The organism is Hymenobacter amundsenii, assembly GCF_002204745.1.
Lineage (GTDB): Bacteria > Bacteroidota > Bacteroidia > Cytophagales > Hymenobacteraceae > Hymenobacter > Hymenobacter amundsenii.
Genome location: NZ_NIRR01000011.1, coordinates 85,081 through 105,436, shown reverse-complemented (window position 1 = coordinate 105,436; position 20,356 = coordinate 85,081). Strand labels below are relative to the sequence as shown.

The window sequence follows — 20,356 nt, the reverse complement described above, 5'->3', positions numbered from 1 at the left end:
TATTTACGCCGTTTGTCGGGCGACGTCCCGCTTGATTTTGTTGCCATAACAGAAGAAATATACGTCCTTCTTCTGTCCGTCTTGCCTAGACCACCTCAATACACGTACGCCAATTCTCCGACCGACTAGAAGTACAAAGTCCAGGACGCTTACCTGGATTAGTTAGAGTTGAGAACATTCAGAAAGTCCGTTTCTCAAGAAATCCACATGTAGCTCGAATTCTAGCAGAAATGACTGACTATGTCAGAGAGCTAAATGAAGGTGTACCCCGCATGTTTCAAGAGATGCAGAAAGTAGGCTTGAAAGAGCCAGAATTCCGTATAACTGACGCTTCAGTCACTGTTATACTCTATAAACAAGCCGATATGACTTCTCAAGAAGTTGTTCTTGGCTTAGCAGAAACACCCGAAAGAAAAGACTCAACTTCTGCCCCAACAGATAATACTGTATCTGATCCCTTGCATCAGATTGCGAAGGAACTCTCTGTGGTCAGCACTGTACAAGAACGCCTCGTTAAAGAGCTTGAATTGTTTAGATCTGGAGGTCTGTATTCCGCAGTAGAAATGGCGCAACTACTAGGAGTTACAGCGAGAACTGTTAGTCGTGATTTTATTGCCCTTAAGTCCAAAGCATATATCGAGCAGGTTGCCTATGGAATCTATGTATGGAATGAGTAACTCAGACACATGTCTAAGTTGTGTCTGAGTTGTGTCTGAGTTGTGTCTGAACTGCCACAGTAATACGCTTACAATCGTGCTCGATTATTTAGGCGAGGATGGTGTATTCAATAGTCTATATGCTGACGGTATTGCTGACGGTTATATGTTTGTATAGTATCATAATAACACTGACTACAAGGGACTTATTTTGATTACGAGGCGAATTTCTTGCTGTCGGACTACATTACTCGGGATATGACACTCTATCGTATGCTTTAGCGGAGCGATATGCAGCAGCGAGAAAGCCGACACTAATCAGACCATATGGTAGTGGATGGCGAAAGCTTTCAATAAGAGCTATAAATGCAGAAGCCATATTTAGGAGCAGTACTGCCAGCTTGTTTCTAGTGCTGTACATGGGCTGCTTCTCACCTGCAACTAATGAAAAGGCTCCTGGCATGGCCAAAAGGAATATTATACCTAAAAGAAGCGTCGCATGGTTAAAGAGGGTAATCATTATACCCTCACTTGCCCATTCATTGCCGTCGTAAGCGTTGAATTGGAGCATAAACAAATACCAAAGTCCACTCGGTATCGTCCAATATAAAAGCGTGTCTCGCATACTGGAAAATAGGACATAGCTTGGTCGCAATTGTTTCATAGCAAAGATCAATAGCATTTCATGCAGCCACGTAGCCCTTTTGCCTTGGCTTGGCTGGGTGTCAATCCCTTCACCTCGTAGGTGCAACGGCGTAAGGCCGCACAGTCGCGGCCACCGTGATATACCTCCGTATTGCCGTTGCTACACATATACACCACAGTAGCTTTGCGCAGCTCTACGCCGCTGCTGGCTTCGGGGCTGGGGTGAGATACGGCAACGGGAGTCGCTGACGCAAGGACCAGCAACAGGGCTAAATGCCCGAGTAGCTTCTTCATCTTTGGATAAGAGATAGTGAGCCAGCAATATGGCACCAAGGCCAACTGCATACAAGCTACCGACCGAACTTTCGCCCACTACCCTCAGCCTCTAAAAGCAAACAAGCCCCACCCAGCGAAGGATGAAGCTTGCAATGGGCTGAATTTTCAACCCATCGAGGACTCCGCAAAATTGAGGCGTCTAGCTCTGAAAGCCAGCAGGCGGCAAGACTCCATGTTCCCGGCCATACTTCACACAGTCAGCGCGGGAGTATTTGTTGCGGCGGCTGCCGTGGTCGCGGGGCATCTGGGCAATCGGCAGGGTGCCGTCCGTGCGGCGGGCGTAGAACCAGCTCGGGCTTCGGCCGGTCAGCGCCTCGGCAGCCTTCTGGTCAATCCACGTGATGCCAATTTGCTCGCGCAGCTCCTGTACCTCACCGCGCAATGCGGCCAATTCCTGCACCATTTTCTCGTGCTCTTCCTTGGTTACGACTTCCACAGCCATCGAATGGTTTTTTAGAGGGTGATTGACTGCCGTAAAGCTGCGAATATATCCCTCAAGGAATGCTGTTTTATATATGCAAAAAACTGATTATCATATTGTTCTGCCGATTTTTATTCAACAGGCCATTTCATGAGATGCGGGGCCGAATGGGTAAATTTGTAGAGGCATTCCACCTGTAACACTAGCTACTTACTCATGGCCAGCTTTAACACCGCACTTTCCGGCCAAGGGCTGGATGTAATCACCGCCACCGGCTTGACTCGGGCCGACGACCACCCAACCTTCCCCGCGTCCTTCATCGGCAGGGTAGGTACTCAAATCAAGTTCAATATAGGGCCGACCACTCCTGATGTGGGCTATTATAATCTTGGTCAGAACTTCTTCGTGGATGGGATTGAACTTGCCGCGCTATATGGGCATTTGGGCGATCAGCTCTGCGCCTTTGTTTATCAGGGCCGGACTTACGAGTTTACAGCAGGTGGGCGAGACAGGATCTACTTCACCTCTTAACTGGGCAAGTAAGTCGGTGGCCCCTGTCGCCGTAGGTTGCTTATAGCTGAAACGGCCCACGTATGTACGTGGGCCGTTTCAATTGTCATGCCTTGGGAGGCTCGGTAATACTTTAGCGGGCTACAGGAAGCGGATAGAGCGAACAATTTTGCAAACTCCTACCAACTCCTCAGCCGGTATGCCGCTGGGGATTAAGGCGTCGCTGTGCCCATCGTCTTGGAGCGCCAACAGTTCCCCGCCGTAGCGTAGTCCGTTGCTTACTATATGGCCCAGGCTGTGGCCTTGGAAGGTGGGCCAGCTCCCATCGGCGGCGGCTTCGTACTGCCGAAGAATCAGGCAGCAGCTCTTCGGGGCAATTGCGGCCCAATGTGCCACGCTCAGGGGCTGGCACACTACGTAGTCACCTTTGAGGAGCGCGGGGGCTAGGTGGCTATTCGGAACTTCATAGAGCCGGCAGCCGCTGGCTACTTCCGCTGGCGTGAGCAAATCAGAGGCGGGGCCGTCGTTGTAGGTGGTGGGCTGGGCTAACAGTTCGTCGGCGGTGGTGCTGTTGGGGGCACATACGGCGGGCATTGATAGAGTTTGCATATGTTTGGGGTGAAACAGTGAATGATTGGGCTTGCTGGCCCGATTGTGAGATAGGGGCCACTCCTTGCCGGGGGTGGCCTCTTCTCATTTGTACAACCCAAACTAGGCACTTAATCCCAACAAGAAAAACATTTTCGCATATTTATTTTGTTGGGGTAAAGTACCGGGGCTATGTTTGATATATGGAGCAGAAACCCAAGCAAGGCCGACCGAGGAAAGACCCGGCTAAACACAAGCGGAACCGGGGTGTCTCGATGACTGATGCAGAGTACTGGAAGCTGAAGGAGTTGGCCGACGTAGCAGGCCTTGGCATCAGCGAGTTCATTATTTCTCGCCTAGGTCTGGACCAGTAGCAGGCCGCGAGAACCGAAACCAGCTAGGGGCCAGGACTGCCTGCACGGGGGCGCAGGTATCACCAGCGGTATCCAGTAGTGGGCGGGGGTGCTTCGTTGGGGGTACCCGGTTCGGGTGCGCGGTTTCGGTGGAAAGGCAAGGGAGGGGGGTAATCTACTGTGAGGTGTCCCCGCGTAGTTCGCTCTCTAAAAGTGGGGACCGCCAGACTACCGCCACGCTTGCTCTTGCAGGCGCATCACCGAATCTTGTAGAAGCCGCTCCCCTTTCGGGGTGAGCCGTAGTAGGTGCTGACGTGGGCGGCAACGGTGACGGCTCACGAACCCCTTTGCCACCAGAGCACTTACGCAGGCCCGTAGTCGCGTCGGCGCTTGCAGGCCGCTGGCGTATAGCTCGGCTATGGTAACGGTAGTGCCCCAGTGGCCCATCATCGCTCGGATGGCCCAAAGTGCCCGTAGGTGGGCCGGTTTAAGCCCGTTTTTGGTGCTAATCCCCTCCAAGGTAGCCGGGACGCCCAGGCAAACGGAGAGTATCTTTAACTGGTTGAATATCATGGTTTTTATATTCTTAGGGGCTCGCTCGGTTGCGGCTGTTAGCTAGGCGTTTAGGGCTGATATGCCTATTGCCTGTCTCCAGCTCTCTCGCTACAAAATTTAGGACGCCTCACGAAAGAGGCGTCCTGTTGTTCCTGAATCTTGACGCGATTACACGAAATGCAGTAGCCCAAATGCGTCGGCGGCCCATTTTACATGCAGCTTGTGAAGCGTTTTCAGCAACTGCACCCCTTTAGATGAAAGACGCGCTTCCTGGTCTGCGGATAAAACCACGAGTTTGGCCTCGGCCAGTTTCCCGACATTGACCTTAGTTGATTCTAAGGCGTCTGGCTCGTATGTGGTGTAAAAGTCATTTATCTGGCTAGGGGAAACATTGGCTTTCCCAGTACGGTGCAGATAGGCAAGGACTAACAGCGTCTGTACCTGGTCGGCGGTTAGGTCGTGCTGCTTTGCTGCCTCTGCGAGTGCGTTGGAATAGGCCGCTGCGCGAGTTAAGCCTTGGAGTTCGAGGGTAGGCAATTGCATTTGTGTGATGTTTTTGAAGGTTAAAGAGAAGTGTTATCCCAGCTCGGCGGGTAGCCGGGCCAATCATTGAGAATGAGGTCTGCCAAATCATAGCCGGCGGCTTTTTGCTGCTCGGTCAATGTTTTTTCCAAGTGGTTCGACACAGTAATGTCGTATCCTCGACCGCGCAGTTCGGCGGCTTTGTCAGCCCATAATTGGTAAGCTCTCCCGTTGACAGAAGCATCCGGCCACAGAACGATGCGGCGGCTTTTAATTGGAGAAAGCCGGGCCTCGGTCAAGTTGACAAGTGAACCCGTTGCCATCCAGAGGAAGCCCGGCATATAGGGCGTGGCAAGAATGGCAGTTTTCTCGCTTTCTACGATAGCAATAGGCTGGTTTCCAGAGGACGCGACCAGTTGGGGCAAGCCAAACAGACAGGGGCTTTTCTCATTGCTAGGCGCCGCGTAAGCCGACAGCCAACCAGGGACAGGTTTGCTCTGTCGGCGGCAGATGGCTGGCAACACTGTATGCATCCAGTCTGGTCGTCCTAGTCCTTCCTTTATCCGATGGAAGGTTTCATCATAAAGCATGATTTTACCGCCTCTAACTCGGGCTGCCTCATCAATGTACCAGAACACACAGCTTCCCGGCTGATGAACCGATGTGCCTATTTGAAAGCGAGATAGTAGCTCGTCCGCCACCGTCCATCCAAAATGTTCCCGTAGCAGTCGGGCAAGAGAGTTGTGCTCGTAGTGGCCCAATGTGGCCTTGAATACAACGTCTGGTGGGCTTACGATAGCAGGAGGTGCGGGAGTAGGTTTGCGGTACTGTTGGCAGTGACTGGAGGACGGACGGTCCTCCTTCAATTGGTCGGCGTAACTCTGGCCGAACCTGCCTTTTTCGTAGGGGCTGAGCCGATACCCGCATTGGTCGGCCCGGTCGCATATACCATATTCCTCCGGCAACTGCTGGTTAGTATGCGTGTCGAGGTAACGGGTGAAACGTCGGGGGCGGCCGCAATTGGGGCAAGTACAGCGGCTGCTTTTGCCGCTGTACTTTACCAGGGTGAATCGATAGTCTGTTCTACTCATATCCAGCATCAGGCCGCTGCCCGTGGTTCATCCGTTTCACGTTTCACCGTTTCAACCCCTATGTTATGGGATGGTGAAACGACCTTTAGCATTGCCTTGATCCGGCGGTCTACTGTGCTGCGAGATGGAGGCTTCATTCCCGCATCCTGTGCTACTGGGCTAAGCTGGGTATGGATTCTTGACAAAGAATCTCCCGCTCGGTGCATGGCTAATGCCTGCTCCCACATCTCCCGCTCGTCTGCTGATTCGGGTGGGCCCTTTATAAGGTCGCCGAAACTGCTACGCATTCCGGTATTGTGAAACAGCAAGTTGTTATCAAAAGCCAGGGCATAGCTTTGGCCTTTCGCTTCGGCAGGGAGGTAGTTACCTTTCAGGACGCAGAGGTGCCGAATAGATTGGTCTACTGGGTCTGGTCGCAATTCAAACACTACCCGCATTTTGGCCTCTAGCCCCTGACTGCCCAGCATATTATGCTTGGATGGCTCCCTTTCTTCAGTGCGCTTCCCAGTGTGGTGCATGAACAGCACAAGGCAATTATGCCGAACCGCTATGCCTTGGTATTTTGAGAGGAATCCCCGGACTTCGTTGGATGCGTTTAGGTTGCCTTCATAAAGGTCTCCGAAGGCATCAACTACTACAAGGTCGGCAGGCTGTGCAGCTAACATCTGGTCGAGCCGTCCAACCAAATTTTCCGAATCAAATACGAACCGCAAGCCGTCGCCCATATCGGGCAATACAGTTCGCCCGTCTAATTGCTTTTTGAGTAGTGGCGCAACAGCCCCATCGCCGTCTTCCGTGCTGACACATATGGCCCGGTGGTGGGTAGCATTAATGGGGAAGCCTAGAAAGCTGGCATCTTTCAGGACAACGGCTAAGGCGAGTTGCCGAAGAATGGAAGATTTGCCGCTATCACTAGGCCCGCCCAGCATTGCCAACCCTTGAGCAGGCAGCAACCCATCTACCAACTGTGGAATACTGGTATTAGGCCGGGCTAGTAGCTCCGTTAAGGTAAACGTAGTCTGCTCCGACTGTTTCACCATCCCATTTGATAGGGTTTGGGACGGTGAAACATGAAACGTGGTGGCGGCTAATTCTACCGCGTGGGCTTGGAGGTCTGCTATGTTACCCATTCTTCCGCCCCTCCTTGGCTTTGCTACTGCGAGTTCTGGCAGCGACCTTTTTGCGTGGGCGGGTCTTTGGGCCTACTGCCTTAGCGATTGTATCCAGCAGTTCAGGCGTCACCGTTAGGAGCCGGGCCACGTCCTGGGCCATGTGCTCGTCACGGTCGGGCGATTCGCCGGGCCGCAGGTAGGTATTAATGCAATCTTCCAACGTCTCCCGGCTCACGCCGAACCGCTTGCAGATGTTGGCAAGCCCCGATTCCGAAAAGGCAAACAGGGGCGCGGCGTCAAGTAGGTAAAATACTTTCGGGTATTTCTTGCCAAGTACTTGAGCCTTCGTATCTTTGGGCTGGTCTCCAACCAAACCCTGTACTTCTAACCCGTTGAGATGTTCTAGCATCCTAACGGGTTTTTTGTTGTTTACCGCGACGAGCGTTGCGGCGGGTGCCATCGGGCTGGGCCAGGCCGTTGGTTGTCAGGGCTGCCATCACCTCGGGGCGGCGGTAGAACACCCGGCGGCCAATCCGATGGGCTGTTACGATACCAGTCTTCTCCCAATTGATAATCGTCTGGGCGCAAATCCCCAACTCGGCGCACAGTTCGGCGCGTGGTGTCAGCCTATCTGGGTCGGGCTTACTGGCACTAGACAGGCGGGCAAATTCGGCGCGGGCGGCGGCGGCCCCGGCCTCTTCACTGATATTTTGCAGCCATGTGAGGAAGTCTGGCGAGACTAACGAGGGCTGCACTGTGGTTGGCACACACATACTTTGTGGGTTTATAAAGAGGGATTATTCCCTTGCCCGACAAAGATGCCCTACCTTAAAGCAGCCTGAATTTTGCTTCGCGTTTTATAACGCTTTTACGTTTTTCCAACATAAAAATTACATGTTTTATGTCGCTTTTTATCTAAAACGCCAGCTCTCAAGCAAGCTAACTGCTTTCTCCTCCGCTCTTCTGTATGTTGGATTGCCTTTAGGGTCGTAGAGCCTATTGTACTTATACCCATATCTACAGGCAATGCCTATAAAGGCAGCTTTCATATCGCCCGCTGTAAGCAAATTCTTTTTTTTCAAGGCGAATACCATTGCCAGCATGTTGCTAGAAGGATTCTTGTTCCTTTTAAAATCTTCATATGGTGAAGAGAATCCCATGTGTGCGGCTAGCAGATCCAAAGACTTGCTGCCTCCCTCCACCTTCAGGAGTATTTCTTTTATCAAGTGCCCAACTAACTGGCATGGGACCAAAGGTTTTGGTTGCTGTAGATCGGGGGTTACAACAATAGGTATTAATTCCCGCTCCTTGCGTTCCAGCCACTTTTCAATCAGCCTAGCTCTGACTCGGTAATGGGTGCCACCTTCAAAGACAGTGTGGTGGACCTGTTCTTCTTTGAGCTTGCCAGTATCCGTAGCACCCTTGCGCCTCTCCGGCGTCAACCCCTCTCCATTCATGAGGATAACGGCATCATCCTCCATGAGACCGGCTTCTTCCATTTGACCCAGCAAGGCCCGCACATAGTCAACGTCTATCTGGTCACCTGTAAGCATTGATTCCATGGCGCAGGTAAGGGCTGTAAGGGGCAGCGCAGGGCTCCCTACAATAGAGACGAAGACGAATAGGTATCTGCTGCTGTACGGCTTCGGTGAAAGCCAGCGTGGGTCTGCGGAATGGAGTGCGGGGTTTCCCGGCTCTTGCGCTTCAATAGTATCATCCCGCCAAGCAAGCGAATCAGAGGTACCAAACCTGTCTATCATCTGCTTGTCGAAGGCAGCGGCTTCCTGCACCCTCCGATTAAATTCCTCGATATATGGGGTCATCATAGCTGCTTATGCTTCTTGTGTGTCGGCGCTTTCCTGTGCCCACACGCGGGCGAACTCCGTAACCTGTCGGGCGTCGGTCGTATGCACGTAGCGCCTAAATGAGCGGAAATCGGTGTGCCCAGATACACGCATAATCACGTCCCAAGGCAAGCCGCTTTCTAGTGCCAGCGTTATAAAGCTCTTCCTCATACAGTGGCTAGTTATAAGCTGCCAGCGCGGCACCGTAGTAGTAATGCGTTGCCCACCCCGGTAGCTGTTACGCTCGGTAGGAGTATCTATTCCGGCCCTCTTGCATAGCTCTTTTATAAAGCGGTTAAAGGGCTGATTCAGGATGGCATGTAGCCGACCCGCCCAAAGCATATCAAGTAGCGGCCGGGCCTTGGGGTGCAGGGGAATTGTTACCTGCTGGCTGGTTTTCTTTGTTACCAGCACCAGCCGGTCGCCCCGGTCGTGCTCTGGCTTTAAGGCTACCACATCAGACCACCTTAGCCCCGAATAACAGCCCAGTAGAAATAGCCCTCGCACGTTGTTCAGGTAATGGCCCTCTGGTAGCTCGATGGATTCCAGCAGTTGCAGTTCAGCGCGAGTGAGGGACAAGATATCCGGGTCTCGCTTACCCCATTTCCACCGCTTGAAGTCTTGCTTGTTAGTGCGGCCCCTATTCACCGCGTCGGAGAGAAACCTCTTCAATATCCCTACCTGCTTGGCCAGCGAGTTATCGGTAAGCCCGACCGTTTCCAGCAGGTAGCGCGTGAAGCCATCATGAAAGGTAGCCGTAAGGTCATCGTACTCTAATGAGCGGCGGGTTACCTTCTCATACGCTACCAAGTGGTTGTATGTAGTTCCAATTGACCGGCGGGTGGCTGGGCGGCGGGTGAGGGCTATGCGTTCTAAGTAGTCAGCAAAATCCGGCAGTGGCCTTGGGCGCTCCTGCTTCTCTTCCGGTTGCGGCTCTACAACAGCCCGAAGAGATGCCGGGCTGGGAATGATGCCGACCGCTCGTTGCTTGCTGTAGTAGGTTTCCAACAGCTTTGCCATGTTGGCTAGGCTGCTGTTGATAGTGGCGTTGGTATCTGATTCTATACCCCGGCCCCTCGTCTTGGCCTTCTGTTCGGCCTTACTCCACTGCTCTGGGGCAATCCGCTCCCCGGTGTATATTTTCACCCGCTGCCCATCCCCGTTGAGCAAAATGAAGATAGCCGTCGCTTTGTCTGCTTTCGGCTCTTTTAGATGGAAAGAAACGGTTGCCATGTCAGTGTCTTTGATTGCTCATCCAAGATACGACAAGAAAGCTTTAGGGTACAGCTCGGGGTACAGATTAGTGAAAGTATATTGGCATTGCTTTCACTTCTCAATTCATAGACTACCTTTAAGCGCTTATAAGGGCATTTATAACACCTACACATTACCAACGAATACAAAAGGTTCGATTCCAATCATTACCACAAAAAAGCCCGATTCTGCCTCAGAATCGGGCTTTTTGTTTTTCCAGGGAATACCAAGCGTGAAGCCGGCACGGCAGGATTACCCCTCTGGCTGATTGTGCTGGCGGAAAAATGCCTCTACCACCTGGCGTAAAGCCAGCGGGTCGTCTGTTTCCAGTTCGGCCACGATGTGTTGATTGGTGGAAATGTGACGTTCAGTAGCCAGCAAAAGCCCGGGGCCATCGACCCAGGCATAGGCATAGAGGCGGGTGTTATCGGCGGCGGGCTCGGAGTGCAGGTACCGGATGTCGGAAATGGGCAGGAAGCCCGGCTCGTGCTGCTCAACCGGGTAATCCCAGGAGGCGTAAGAGGCCAGCGGCTGGAAACCTAACTGACGCAGGTTGGCATCTTTGACGCTGAAAGGAGGCATACACGGGTGGCTAGGAGGCAGAGAGGGGCTGCGGCAACGCCGTAGCTGGTCTGCAAGTTGGCCGCCCAATACTCTATGCGCAAGGCGCAGCAAGCCCCTTTTGTGACACCCATAGCAACCGGGTGCCCACCCTCCCTCCTACTTCCGCCCTACCTTGGGTTTGGTGCCAGTAGCTTTATTCAGCTGGCCGGCCAGCGTTGCCCGTGAGGAGCAGGTAGTATCGCGGGCCACCTGTGCGTACTCGTAACCCTGTATTAGGGCCCGGCCGAAATACTCGCAGGCTCTCTCCTGGTCGCGCTGCTGCTGCGCTACCCGCCCCAGCAGGAAATAAATCTGGCCACTGCGGGGCGTAATGCTGAGCACATCCCAATAGTCGCGCTGGGCGGCTTCGTAGCGACGAAGCTTGTAGCGGGCCAGCCCCCGGAACGTAAGCAGCTGCCCGCGCAGCCGCGAGTCGGCGGGGGCGTAGCGCAAGCCGGCCGAGAAAAGCCGGGCCGCTACCCCAAATTGCTGGCGGTTAAACAGCATGGCCTCGCCCCGCCGCAGCCAGGCCCGGGCCAGGGTACTATCGAGGGCTAACGCCCGCTGGTAAGCCACTTGGGCGGCTAGCGGCCGGTTCAGTGCCGACTCGCACTGCCCAATACGCAGCCACAACCGGCCCCGCTCGCTCCGGCTGTTGGCTGGGGCCTCGGCCAGCGCAGCCCGGAAGTCGGAGCGGGCGGCCTCATACTCGCGCAGACCAAGCTGGGAAACTTCGCCCCGCCGCCGAAGCGCCGGATAGTAGCCGGGGCGGAAATGCAGCGCATCGGTCAGGTAGCTATGGGCCCCGGTCCAGTTGCCCCGGGTATAAGCCCGCAGCCCACGGCTGTAATTGCGGGTACCCGAAACATAGTCCATCGTAATCTTGACCGACACCACGAACAGCAGCAGCCCCAGCCCCAGTATGGCCGTAAGCCAGTAGTCGCGGCGTGTGAACTTTGCTCGCTGGCGCGGCATAGATTGGTAGTGCCGCTCATGGGCTCCGGCGGGCCGGCGGGTACGCAACGGCGGAGCCGGTGGAGGCATGGGCGCCCCATAAATATGCTGGCCCTGCTGGCGGAAGTGCTGCTGGCGACGAGCCTCGTCGCGGTGGCGCTCGACGGCACGCAGTTGCTGGTCGTAATGGGCCCGGCGACTCTCATTTCCCAGCACATAGTAGGCGGCGGCTATGGCTTTGAATAGCTCCTCATAAATAGGGTTGCCACCATGCTTATCGGGGTGATACTGCACAGCTAAGCGCTTGTAGGCCATTTTGATAGCCTGAGCCGAAGCAGCAGCGGAAATTCCTAGTAGCTGGTAGTGGTTCTGGTTCAAAATAAGGCGAGAAAGGGTAAAAGTAAATCAATTTCAGACGCAACGCCGCCTTTTCCGTATGCAACGACTAACGTATATTAGGCCACGACGCTACTTGCCAGGGCGTCGTTCTGTAACATTGTTCTCCCGTAAAAGTCTCCCCTATGGGCCTGTTCTCCACCGAAGAAGACTCCTCTAAAACGTCCCAGACCGATTCCCTTGTAGGTAATTTGATGGGTTACCTCGATACCCGCATCGACTTGGTCCGGCTCGAAATTCAGGAAAAGACCAAGCAAGCCTTTGTTGGTGCTGCCCACGGACTAACCCTGGCCTTTATAGGGCTGCTGTTCTTTTTGTTTCTGAATCTGTTTCTAGCCCTGTTACTCAACGATTTGCTCGACAGCACCTATTGGGGGTTTGGTATCGTGGCTGGCTTCTACCTGATCTTATTGATTGTGTTCGTAATGGGCGTCGATAAGAAAGCCTTCGAGGGCTTAGCCGACAAGCTACTGAGTAACAAGATTTACAAATCCGACAAACGCCAAGCTTAATACACCAATGGCCGATCTGCACAACCCCTTGTTTGAAGACGAAAAAGAGTTTCTGGAACGTCAGAAGCTGGAGTACGAGCGCGCATTGCGCGGCGACGTAGCTGAAATAAAAGCCAAAACGCTGGAAGTGGGCAAATATGCGGCTATTGGAGCCGGCGTATTGGGCGGCATTTGGCTGATTTCTAAAGCACTCAGCGGCAAGAAATCCGCTCCAAAAAACCAGAAGGCGCTTAAAGCAGCCGACAAGCAAGCGGACCGCCAGTTGAAGAGCAATGCTCGACGTCCATATCCTTCCACCAACGTCGATACGGCCGTGGCCGACGATTTGGGTTTTGGAGCTGGCCGGGTTCGGCAAGGGCGCACTGGTACTACAGCCGCCCGCCCCTCCGAAACGGACCCATTTCAGCCCGCCCCAGCCACTACTGCATCTGATGCTAAGGCCTCGCGGTATCCGGTTGCCCAATACCAAGCTACCGAAACGGATGAATCTGACAACGGCAACAGCTCGTCGGAGGCTTCCTCGATCATGGCTTCGACCTTCAAGGCCTTTATGCAGTCGGATACGGGCAAGTTGCTCGTAGCGCAAGCCTCGGCGGTAGTATTGGCTTTTGTGGCCAAAAAGGCTGGTGAGTACTTGCCAATTCTCAAAAATGCCGACCTTGCGGGTTCGGGTGGTATCCAAAAGGAACCAGAAACCCGGGATATCGAATTTACTTACCACGACGACGACGCGGATGCGCCTAAACAGCCTGCATGATACTTTAAGTAGCCGCCGGAAAAGTGGCCAGAAGTCGCTGGCCATTTTGCTGGACCCGGATAATTTGGAGGAAGAAGGCTGTCGGCATTTGCTGGAACTAAGCGAGCAGCATTCGGTCGATTACTTTTTTGTGGGTGGCAGTTTGGTGCTGAGTTCGCGCCAGGCTGCCCTCATTCATTTTATCAAGAGCCGGTCGGCCGTACCGGTACTATTATTTCCTAGCCACAGCTTGCACCTCGACCATCAGGCCGATGGTATCCTCTTGTTGTCACTGATTTCGGGGCGTAACCCTGATTTCTTGATTGGCCAGCATGTTATTGCAGCCCCACTGCTGCGCCAGAGTAACCTCCAGATTCTGCCCACCGGCTATATGCTGGTTGACACCGGCCGACAGACCACGGCCAGCTACATCAGCGGTACCACGCCCCTCCCCCACGACAAGCCGGCTATTGCGGCCTGCACGGCTATGGCCGGCGAACAGCTTGGCCTACGCCTGATGTACCTCGATGGCGGTAGCGGAGCCATGTACCCGGTATCCCCAGCCATGATCCGGGCGGTGCGCCAAGCCGTTGAGGTGCCGCTCATTGTGGGGGGCGGCATTAATACCGTCGAAAAGGCCCAGGCCGCCCTGCAAGCGGGTGCCGACGTCATCGTCATCGGCAATCAGATTGAAAAGGAGCCGAGCTTCCTAGCCGACATGGCCCGCACCGTGCGGCAGTTCAATCAGGAGTATGGATTAGCGCAACATTTAACCGATTCGCCTGATGTTGTGGACAAATCACGGGTTAGCGCAGGGCCTAATTAATTCCACAGATTCTGTAAACGGCTCAATCCAATTTGATGGATCTGTCATCTTTTCCTACATCATATTACCAAAAATAAAAGCCACCTCAACTGAGGTGGCTTTTATTTTTGTTCACGAAACCCGTAGAATCCTCTCTAATCCGTGGTTAGATATTCATGGCTGATTCGCGGCGGCGCATTTTGCCGGCCGGGATGCCAAACATCATCTTGAAGCGGCGGCAGAAATAGGCCGTGTCTTTATAGCCCACTTCCTTGCCGATGTCGCGGATGCTCTTTTTGGTGGTACGAAGCAAGAATACGGCCCGCTCCATGCGCTGGTACTCGATGTAGTCCTGGGGATTGATGCCCGTCAGCATCTTGAAATACTGGCCCACATAGTCCTCGCTCACGTTGGCTACGCCCGAAAGCACCTTGTTGGAGAGGTCGCCACCGATGTTCTCCTTGATGTAGTTGAACAAGTCGATCAGACGCGGGTCCTTGAAGTACGTGCTGTTGGTAGCCAACTGCTCCACGAACATCTTGTTCTTGAGAATGTAGCGCACAATTTCCACCACGATGTTCTCGGTATAAATCGTGATGAGCCGTTCGCGGCCGGGCAGTTCCTGCAGGCTCTCCTCTACCACTTTAATGATGAGGTTGGCCAGCTTGGAATTATTGGTAATCAGGAACGCCGGGACGTCGAGGGAAGCGAAGAAATTCACCGAATCGAACACCTTGGCCTCGAAGCTCACGAAGGAATGGCTTTCTTCAGCATCACCGATCAGGTCGAGGTCGGAGTTGGAGTGAAAGAACTTGTCCTTGTTGGTGATCAGATCATCATTGGTGATGCTCTTGCTAGAGGCCTCGCCATAAGTAACCTTGGTAGCACGGCCGCCGGGGATGAAAAGCATTTCGCCTTCCTCCACCACTTGTTCTTCGTCGCCAAACGAAATATGGCCTTTGTGCAGCAGGATGAGGTTATTTCCTACGTCATAGGAATTGCGCACCGTGAAGGGCTGCTGCAATACCAAGTTCTTCGCTTTAATGTACCGGACACCCAGCGACTCTATCACTTTATTATAATCTTCCATCTTTAGGGGGCGAGTGAGGTTGGATGCTTGCTGCCGGGAATGGCATCCCGGACTTATCTAATGCAAAATAACATATAAAAATTCACAAAAACACAAAGCCCAGCCGAAACTAGGCTGGGTTTTGTGCAACACTTCTGACTTTTAGGCAATTCGCTTTCTATTTTAATATTTCCCGCGAGATTACAATTTTTTGAATTTCCGAAGTTCCCTCGTAAATCTGGGTGATTTTGGCGTCGCGCATCAGGCGCTCCACGTGGTATTCCTTCACGAAGCCGTACCCGCCGTGTACCTGTACCGCTTCTACGGCCGTATCCATGGCTACCTTCGAAGCGAACAGTTTGGCCATGGCTCCCGACTTGGTATAATCCTGATGAGCATCCTTGTCGTGGGCAGCCTGCAGGCACAGCAGACGGGCAGCATCGATGTTGGTGGCCATATCGGCCAGCTTGAATTGAATAGCTTGATGCTGAGAAATAGGCACTCCGAAGGCCTGACGCTCCTGGGCATACTTCAGCGACAACTCATAGGCACCCGAGGCAATGCCCAGGGCCTGGGCAGCAATGCCAATGCGGCCGCCAGACAGCACTTTCATGGCAAACTTGAAGCCGAAGCCGTCATCACCAATCCGGTTTTCTTTGGGCACTTTCACGTCGGTGAACATCAGCGAGCAGGTGTCGGAGCCCCGGATACCGAGCTTGTTTTCCTTGGGGCCGGTCACGAAGCCTTCCATGCCTTTGTCCACGATGAGCACATTGATGCCGCGGTGCTTGGCTTCGGCATTGGTCTGGGCAATTACCAAGTACACGGAGGCCGTGGTACCGTTGGTAATCCAGTTTTTGGTGCCGTTGAGTAAGTAATGGTCGCCTTTGTCTTCGGCCGTGGTGCGCTGCATGGTAGCATCGGAGCCAGCTTCGGGCTCCGAAAGGGCGAAAGCACCGATGATTTCACCCGACGTAAGACCGGGCAGATACTTTTGCTTTTGCGCCTCGGTGCCGTACTTCTCCAGTCCCCAGCAGACGAGCGAGTTGTTTACCGACATGATAACGGAGCAAGAGGCATCAACCTTGCTGATTTCCTCCATTGCCAGCACGTAGCTCACGGTGTCCATACCGCCACCACCGTACTCGGGGCTTACCATCATGCCCATGAAGCCCAGCTCGCCCATTTTTTTGATCTGCTCGGCGGGAAATTTTTGGTGCTCGTCGCGCTCAATTACGCCGGCCCACAGCTCGTTCTGGGCAAATTCGCGGGCGGCGGCCTGTACGGCTAGTTGTTCTTCGGTAAGCTGGAAATCCATGCGGGAAGTTGGGTGGGGTGGGAAAATCGGATAGTTGGGCCAGCGCGGGCAGGCCGCGGGCGGACAAAATTACGCAATCGGACGTTGGTCCGTGGCGTTCTAACACAAAACCCGCGCAAAGAGTTGGCAGTCTGTCCCTATCTCCCTCATTCTACAAATAAAAAGCCGCCTCCGGGAGTCCGGAAACGGCTTTTAGCGTTGGATGACGCCGGACTAGTTGTTGCGGCGGCCACCCATAAACAGGCTCACGTAATAAAGGAGCGTTGCCAGGGAGCTAAGCGCGGCCACCACGTAGGTCATAGCCGCCCACCACAGTGCGTCTTTGGCCATGGCGTGCTCCTGGGGCGTTACGATGCCACGCTTGTCAATCCAGGCTAGGGCCCGCTTCGAGGCATCAAACTCGACAGGCAGCGTGACGAACGAGAACAGCGTGGTAAGCGAAAACAGCACGATACCGATGCCCAGCGGCACTTTGGTCGTCTGCATCATCAGGATGCCGGCTAGCAGAATCCAAGGCATAAAGCGCGAAACCGAGCCCAGCGCCGGTACCATAGCCGAGCGGAACTTCAACATGTTATAGGCGGTGGCGTGCTGCACGGCGTGGCCGCACTCGTGCGCCGCTACGGCGGCGGCGGCGGCGTTGCGCTCCGAGTACACAGCCTCGCTCAGGTTCACGGTTTTGTCGGCGGGGTTGTAGTGGTCAGTCAGGCGGCCTTCGGTGCTGATGACGCGCACATCGGTAATGCCGTTATCGGCGAGCATGAGCTCGGCAATCTGTTTGCCCGAAAGGCCATTCTGGAGACCCACCTGAGAGTACTGTTCGAACTTGCTCTTGAGGCGGCGCTGAATAATCCAGCTGGCCACCATGGCAATTAGCACGATAATATAAGCGGGAGTCATTTGGAACATGATGGCAGAGAAACGGGTGTGCTAGTGAAACAAGAAACTGCTGGATTTCGTGCCGGCCGGCGCTAAGAGGATTGGCTGATGCGCTCGACGATGCGGGTGGTGCTATAGCCTGGCACCAGCGACACCGTCAGTACCCGGCCACCGCGAGCCAGCACCGCTTCATGGCCCACAATCTGGTCGATGGCATAGTCGTCACCTTTCACCAGAATATCGGGCTGCACGGCTTCGATGAGGGCCAGCGGGGTTTGCTCGTCGAAGAGCGTCACGGCATCAACAAACAAAAGGGCGGCCAGTACCCGGGCTCGTGACACTTCGTCCTGCAAGGGGCGGCCGGGCTTAAGGCGGCTTACCGAACTGTCGGTGTTAAGCCCCACCACCAGCCGCTGGCCCAGGTGCCGGGCCTTTTCGAGGTAATCGACGTGGCCCAGATGCAGCAAATCGAAGCAGCCGTTGGTGAACACCACCTGCTCGCCGGCTGCTTGCCAGGTGGCCACCACTGGCAGCAGGGCCTCGCGACTCATAATTTTATCCTTGGCCCACATAGGGTAGTCGAAAAGGTTGAAAATCAGAATGACAGAAAGTCGGTTGAGGGCGTTTTAACTGAACTTAAGGCTGCTACGAGTGAAAAAAGCCAATAGCCTTTCTGGCAGCTACCGGCTAGCTGCCTCCCTTTCCAGCTCTAAGTCCAGGCTTACCGCTGATACTTTCCGGCCCGATTTCACCATGCTGGCAGCGAAGCTGATACCGCCCATGAGCACGACCAGCAACGTTTGGGAACCATGCACGACCAGCGCGTAAGCAATACCGGCCTCTTTGCTGATACCATAGGCTAGCAGAATACCTTGCACCATCACGTGGAAAGGCCCGATACCACCCGCCACTGGCGCCGCCATACCGAAGGCCCCGAACGTAAGCACGGCCAAGCCCGCCCGCATCCCAAGGTCGTAGGTTTCGGGAAAGGCGAAGAAGGCGAGGTAGTCCAGGAGGTAATAGACAGCCCAGGTAAAAAAGGTATGGAACAGGAACAAGCCCTTGTTCTCCAGCTTCAGGATGCTAAAAGCCCCGGCCAGCACCCCCTTCACGAAGCTCATAGTTTTGTTGAACAACGCGTTTTGCCGCAGGCGCTCCAAGTTGCGGAACACGGCGTAGCCTAAGCCCAGCAGCAGCCCCACGGCAATAACCAAGGCCAGCAGCAGGGGCCGCGGGTTCCGCGCCAACGCATCGTAGCGGCCTGCCAGCACCTTGTCGGTCACGAAACTCCAGAAGGTATTGAAATCGAGTAGCAGCGTGGTTCCAAGGAGGGTCAGCAGCACCAGCACATCGATAACGCGCTCAGTAACCACCGTGCCCAGCGCCACCTGCACCGGCACCTGACTGGTACGCCGCAGCACCGAGCATCGGATAACCTCGCCCATGCGCGGTAGCACTAGGTTGGCCAAGTAACCCACCATCATGGCGTGGTACACGTCCCAGAAAGCGGGATGGTAGCCGGTCGGCTCAATCTGCATTTTCCAGCGGTAGGCGCGGCTGAAGTAGCCCAGCACCGAGAGCACCATCGTCAGCAGCAACCACCAATAGTTGGCCTCGCGCATGTACTGGCCGATGCGGCTCAAGTCCTGCCCCTGCAAGGCGTACCACATCAGCAGGCCCGACACACCGAGTAGCAGCGCGTATTTTACGACGTTTAATACCTGTTTCATATCCTGAATTGACGGCGCGATGATAAGTACCAGAACGGCAATGGCTGGCTGTCCGGGAGCACGAACAGCCAGCCATTACTGGAAGCCAGCACCGGTCCGGGCGGTTTAGGCTACCCGGTTATGCTGATCGGGGAAGATGATGGTGGGCTGGTGGGCCTTGGCTTCGGCGAAGTCAATGAGGGCATAGGAGATAATAATCACGATGTCGCCTACGGCCACGCGACGGGCAGCCGGCCCGTTGAGACAAATCATGCCCGAGCCCCGTGCCCCCTTAATGGTGTAGGTTTCGAATCGCTCGCCATTATTGATATTGACGATGGTTACCTTTTCGTTTTCCACCATGTTGGCCGCGTCCAGCAGGTCTTCGTCAATGGTAATGCTGCCCACATAATGCAGTTCTGCCTGCGTAACCTTCACGCGGTGGATTTTGGACTTGAGAACTTCGATGTGCATGGAATAAAAAAACGGGTAGCGTTTGGCCCGCAAAGATAACAAAGGTGAAATGGGAGTCCCTTTACCTTTCTACCACCACATTGTCGATGAGGCGGACGTCGCCCAGGTGAGCCGCCAGGCACAAGGCCACCGGGCGGGCGGGGTCCCATTCGGCCAAGGGCTGGAGCGTGTGCGCGTCCACGACGGCCATATACTCCAGCTCCAGGCCCGGCACCTGGGCCAATAAGTCGGCCACGGTGGCCGACACGGCTGCGGGCGGCAACTCGGCGGCTCGCACCAATTGCTCGGCTCGTTGCAGGCTCTGGTAGAGGAATGGGGCCAGCGCCCGGGCTTCCACATTCAGCCGCCGGTTGCGCGACGACATGGCTAACCCATCGGGTTCGCGCACCGTGGGAAAGGCTACCAGCTCCAGATCAAACGACAGGTCGCTGATAAGTTGACGCACAATGGCCACTTGCTGGAAGTCTTTTTGCCCGAAATACGCCCGATGGGGGCGGCTCAAGTGAAACAGCTTACTTACCACCGTGGCCACGCCGTTGAAATGCCCCGGCCGGTGCTCTCCTTCCATTACCCGCTCCAGCGGGCCAAAATCTACTTGTAGCACCGTAGGGCGCGGGTACATCTCTGCTACCTGGGGCAGAAATAGTACGGTGCAGCCGGCCGGTGCCAGCAAAGCAGCATCGGCCTCCGGCAAACGTGGGTAAAGGCGAAAGTCGTCGGGGTTATTGAACTGGGTGGGGTTTACGAAAATGCTCGCCACCACTACGTCGCACTCGCGGGCGGCGGCGCGCACCAACTGCAAATGCCCCTCGTGCAGGGCGCCCATAGTAGGCACTAGCCCAATGCGTTGCCCATTACGGCGCCATATTTCGGTGTGGGCTTGCAACGCGGCGGCAGTTGTGAGTATCTCCATAAAGTAAATGCAGCCCGCAGGCGGACTGGAAGGCGGACCTGATTGAAATTTCCCTCAAAAATGCTTAATTTTGTGCATCCCTAAGTGTTGCCTCCTCCTAA

At 54.7% G+C, this 20,356-nt stretch carries 24 protein-coding genes; 5 read left to right on the top strand and 19 right to left on the bottom strand.

Annotated features, from left to right (window positions below; translation table 11 throughout):
• Positions 1–98 precede the first annotated feature (98 nt).
• Positions 99–677, top strand: a complete 579-nt coding sequence (locus CDA63_RS09050) for an ATP-binding protein (protein ID WP_242434618.1) — start codon at positions 99–101, stop codon at positions 675–677.
• A 226-nt stretch (positions 678–903) separates the two neighbouring features.
• On the opposite strand, the gene CDA63_RS09045 is transcribed toward CDA63_RS09050, so the two are convergent.
• Both CDA63_RS09045 and CDA63_RS09040 read right to left on the bottom strand, forming a co-directional pair.
• On the bottom strand, positions 904–1,320 hold the full coding sequence (locus CDA63_RS09045; RefSeq protein WP_126546791.1) for a hypothetical protein: 417 nt from the start codon (positions 1,318–1,320) through the stop codon (positions 904–906).
• A 456-nt stretch (positions 1,321–1,776) separates the two neighbouring features.
• Positions 1,777–2,073, bottom strand: a complete 297-nt coding sequence (locus CDA63_RS09040) for a hypothetical protein (protein WP_126546790.1) — start codon at positions 2,071–2,073, stop codon at positions 1,777–1,779.
• A 201-nt stretch (positions 2,074–2,274) separates the two neighbouring features.
• Here CDA63_RS09040 and CDA63_RS09035 point away from each other — a divergent pair, with 201 nt between their 5' ends.
• Complete coding sequence (locus CDA63_RS09035) at positions 2,275–2,589, top strand: hypothetical protein (protein ID WP_088464124.1); 315 nt, start codon at positions 2,275–2,277, stop codon at positions 2,587–2,589.
• 120 nt (positions 2,590–2,709) lie between these two features.
• Here the strand turns inward: CDA63_RS09035 and CDA63_RS09030 are convergent, their stop codons facing one another.
• From CDA63_RS09030 to CDA63_RS08980, 10 genes are all read right to left on the bottom strand, one after another.
• On the bottom strand, positions 2,710–3,177 hold the full coding sequence (locus CDA63_RS09030) for a hypothetical protein (protein ID WP_126546789.1): 468 nt from the start codon (positions 3,175–3,177) through the stop codon (positions 2,710–2,712).
• A gap of 1,055 nt (positions 3,178–4,232) precedes the next feature.
• The gene (locus CDA63_RS09020) at positions 4,233–4,607 is read right to left on the bottom strand and encodes a hypothetical protein (RefSeq protein WP_088464121.1); all 375 of its coding nucleotides are present in this window, start codon (positions 4,605–4,607) and stop codon (positions 4,233–4,235) included.
• Between the two features lie 20 nt (positions 4,608–4,627).
• Positions 4,628–5,677, bottom strand: a complete 1,050-nt coding sequence (locus tag CDA63_RS09015) for a DUF6371 domain-containing protein (RefSeq protein WP_088464120.1) — start codon at positions 5,675–5,677, stop codon at positions 4,628–4,630.
• 8 nt (positions 5,678–5,685) lie between these two features.
• On the bottom strand, positions 5,686–6,717 hold the full coding sequence (locus CDA63_RS09010; RefSeq protein WP_165768247.1) for an AAA family ATPase: 1,032 nt from the start codon (positions 6,715–6,717) through the stop codon (positions 5,686–5,688).
• Positions 6,718–6,799: 82 nt separating this feature from the next.
• Positions 6,800–7,198, bottom strand: coding sequence for a hypothetical protein (locus tag CDA63_RS09005; RefSeq protein ID WP_088464118.1), 399 nt, complete (start codon positions 7,196–7,198; stop codon positions 6,800–6,802).
• Between the two features lies 1 nt (position 7,199).
• A complete protein-coding gene (locus tag CDA63_RS09000) occupies positions 7,200–7,562 on the bottom strand; it encodes a helix-turn-helix domain-containing protein (RefSeq protein ID WP_088464117.1) in 363 nt (120 codons plus the stop codon).
• A 138-nt stretch (positions 7,563–7,700) separates the two neighbouring features.
• Positions 7,701–8,615 carry a hypothetical protein gene (locus tag CDA63_RS08995; RefSeq protein WP_088464116.1) on the bottom strand — a complete coding sequence of 305 codons (915 nt, stop codon included), beginning with the start codon at positions 8,613–8,615 and terminating at the stop codon, positions 7,701–7,703.
• Between the two features lie 6 nt (positions 8,616–8,621).
• Positions 8,622–9,866, bottom strand: coding sequence for a site-specific integrase (locus CDA63_RS08990; protein WP_088464115.1), 1,245 nt, complete (start codon positions 9,864–9,866; stop codon positions 8,622–8,624).
• 273 nt (positions 9,867–10,139) lie between these two features.
• Positions 10,140–10,469, bottom strand: coding sequence for a hypothetical protein (locus tag CDA63_RS08985; RefSeq protein ID WP_088464114.1), 330 nt, complete (start codon positions 10,467–10,469; stop codon positions 10,140–10,142).
• Between the two features lie 138 nt (positions 10,470–10,607).
• Positions 10,608–11,822 (bottom strand): J domain-containing protein, encoded by a 1,215-nt coding sequence (locus CDA63_RS08980; RefSeq protein ID WP_126546788.1) that lies wholly within the window; start codon positions 11,820–11,822, stop codon positions 10,608–10,610.
• A 143-nt stretch (positions 11,823–11,965) separates the two neighbouring features.
• Here CDA63_RS08980 and CDA63_RS08975 point away from each other — a divergent pair, with 143 nt between their 5' ends.
• Genes CDA63_RS08975 through CDA63_RS08965 form a run of 3 tightly spaced genes read left to right on the top strand, consistent with a single transcriptional unit; the run spans position 11,966 to position 13,914 of the window.
• The gene (locus CDA63_RS08975; protein WP_088464112.1) at positions 11,966–12,352 is read left to right on the top strand and encodes a phage holin family protein; all 387 of its coding nucleotides are present in this window, start codon (positions 11,966–11,968) and stop codon (positions 12,350–12,352) included.
• 7 nt (positions 12,353–12,359) lie between these two features.
• Entirely contained in the window at positions 12,360–13,109 is a 750-nt protein-coding gene (locus CDA63_RS08970) for a hypothetical protein (RefSeq protein WP_088464111.1), read from the top strand.
• A complete protein-coding gene (locus CDA63_RS08965; RefSeq protein ID WP_088464110.1) occupies positions 13,087–13,914 on the top strand; it encodes a geranylgeranylglyceryl/heptaprenylglyceryl phosphate synthase in 828 nt (275 codons plus the stop codon). The genes CDA63_RS08970 and CDA63_RS08965 overlap by 23 nt, the downstream gene beginning before the upstream one ends.
• Before the next feature lie 145 nt (positions 13,915–14,059).
• Here CDA63_RS08965 and CDA63_RS08960 read toward each other — a convergent pair whose 3' ends face one another.
• From CDA63_RS08960 to panC, 7 genes are all read right to left on the bottom strand, one after another.
• Entirely contained in the window at positions 14,060–14,983 is a 924-nt protein-coding gene (locus CDA63_RS08960) for a helix-turn-helix domain-containing protein (protein WP_088464109.1), read from the bottom strand.
• 157 nt (positions 14,984–15,140) lie between these two features.
• Entirely contained in the window at positions 15,141–16,280 is a 1,140-nt protein-coding gene (locus CDA63_RS08955) for an acyl-CoA dehydrogenase family protein (protein ID WP_088464108.1), read from the bottom strand.
• Positions 16,281–16,493: 213 nt separating this feature from the next.
• Positions 16,494–17,180 (bottom strand): zinc metallopeptidase, encoded by a 687-nt coding sequence (locus tag CDA63_RS08950; protein WP_088464135.1) that lies wholly within the window; start codon positions 17,178–17,180, stop codon positions 16,494–16,496.
• Positions 17,181–17,251: 71 nt separating this feature from the next.
• Complete coding sequence (rfaE2, locus tag CDA63_RS08945) at positions 17,252–17,731, bottom strand: D-glycero-beta-D-manno-heptose 1-phosphate adenylyltransferase (protein ID WP_088464107.1); 480 nt, start codon at positions 17,729–17,731, stop codon at positions 17,252–17,254.
• A 108-nt stretch (positions 17,732–17,839) separates the two neighbouring features.
• Positions 17,840–18,889, bottom strand: coding sequence for a lysylphosphatidylglycerol synthase transmembrane domain-containing protein (locus CDA63_RS08940; RefSeq protein ID WP_088464106.1), 1,050 nt, complete (start codon positions 18,887–18,889; stop codon positions 17,840–17,842).
• Between the two features lie 105 nt (positions 18,890–18,994).
• A complete protein-coding gene (panD, locus tag CDA63_RS08935) occupies positions 18,995–19,342 on the bottom strand; it encodes an aspartate 1-decarboxylase (protein WP_088464134.1) in 348 nt (115 codons plus the stop codon).
• A gap of 61 nt (positions 19,343–19,403) precedes the next feature.
• Positions 19,404–20,255: a pantoate--beta-alanine ligase gene (gene panC / locus CDA63_RS08930; protein ID WP_088464105.1), complete on the bottom strand. Its 852-nt coding sequence runs from the start codon at positions 20,253–20,255 to the stop codon at positions 19,404–19,406.
• Positions 20,256–20,356 lie beyond the last annotated feature (101 nt).

Coding starts and splice junctions, on each gene's coding strand:
- CDA63_RS09045 (WP_126546791.1), bottom strand. CDS start 1,320: ATGAAACAATTGCGACCAAGCTATGTCCTATTTTCCAGTATGCGAGAC.
- CDA63_RS09035 (WP_088464124.1), top strand. CDS start 2,275: ATGGCCAGCTTTAACACCGCACTTTCCGGCCAAGGGCTGGATGTAATC.
- CDA63_RS09030 (WP_126546789.1), bottom strand. CDS start 3,177: ATGCAAACTCTATCAATGCCCGCCGTATGTGCCCCCAACAGCACCACC.
- CDA63_RS09020 (WP_088464121.1), bottom strand. CDS start 4,607: ATGCAATTGCCTACCCTCGAACTCCAAGGCTTAACTCGCGCAGCGGCC.
- CDA63_RS09015 (WP_088464120.1), bottom strand. CDS start 5,677: ATGAGTAGAACAGACTATCGATTCACCCTGGTAAAGTACAGCGGCAAA.
- CDA63_RS09010 (WP_165768247.1), bottom strand. CDS start 6,717: ATGGTGAAACAGTCGGAGCAGACTACGTTTACCTTAACGGAGCTACTA.
- CDA63_RS09005 (WP_088464118.1), bottom strand. CDS start 7,198: ATGCTAGAACATCTCAACGGGTTAGAAGTACAGGGTTTGGTTGGAGAC.
- CDA63_RS09000 (WP_088464117.1), bottom strand. CDS start 7,562: ATGTGTGTGCCAACCACAGTGCAGCCCTCGTTAGTCTCGCCAGACTTC.
- CDA63_RS08995 (WP_088464116.1), bottom strand. CDS start 8,615: ATGATGACCCCATATATCGAGGAATTTAATCGGAGGGTGCAGGAAGCC.
- CDA63_RS08990 (WP_088464115.1), bottom strand. CDS start 9,866: ATGGCAACCGTTTCTTTCCATCTAAAAGAGCCGAAAGCAGACAAAGCG.
- CDA63_RS08985 (WP_088464114.1), bottom strand. CDS start 10,469: ATGCCTCCTTTCAGCGTCAAAGATGCCAACCTGCGTCAGTTAGGTTTC.
- CDA63_RS08975 (WP_088464112.1), top strand. CDS start 11,966: ATGGGCCTGTTCTCCACCGAAGAAGACTCCTCTAAAACGTCCCAGACC.
- CDA63_RS08970 (WP_088464111.1), top strand. CDS start 12,360: ATGGCCGATCTGCACAACCCCTTGTTTGAAGACGAAAAAGAGTTTCTG.
- CDA63_RS08965 (WP_088464110.1), top strand. CDS start 13,087: ATGCGCCTAAACAGCCTGCATGATACTTTAAGTAGCCGCCGGAAAAGT.
- CDA63_RS08960 (WP_088464109.1), bottom strand. CDS start 14,983: ATGGAAGATTATAATAAAGTGATAGAGTCGCTGGGTGTCCGGTACATT.
- CDA63_RS08955 (WP_088464108.1), bottom strand. CDS start 16,280: ATGGATTTCCAGCTTACCGAAGAACAACTAGCCGTACAGGCCGCCGCC.
- CDA63_RS08950 (WP_088464135.1), bottom strand. CDS start 17,180: ATGACTCCCGCTTATATTATCGTGCTAATTGCCATGGTGGCCAGCTGG.
- rfaE2 (WP_088464107.1), bottom strand. CDS start 17,731: ATGTGGGCCAAGGATAAAATTATGAGTCGCGAGGCCCTGCTGCCAGTG.
- CDA63_RS08940 (WP_088464106.1), bottom strand. CDS start 18,889: ATGAAACAGGTATTAAACGTCGTAAAATACGCGCTGCTACTCGGTGTG.
- panD (WP_088464134.1), bottom strand. CDS start 19,342: ATGCACATCGAAGTTCTCAAGTCCAAAATCCACCGCGTGAAGGTTACG.
- panC (WP_088464105.1), bottom strand. CDS start 20,255: ATGGAGATACTCACAACTGCCGCCGCGTTGCAAGCCCACACCGAAATA.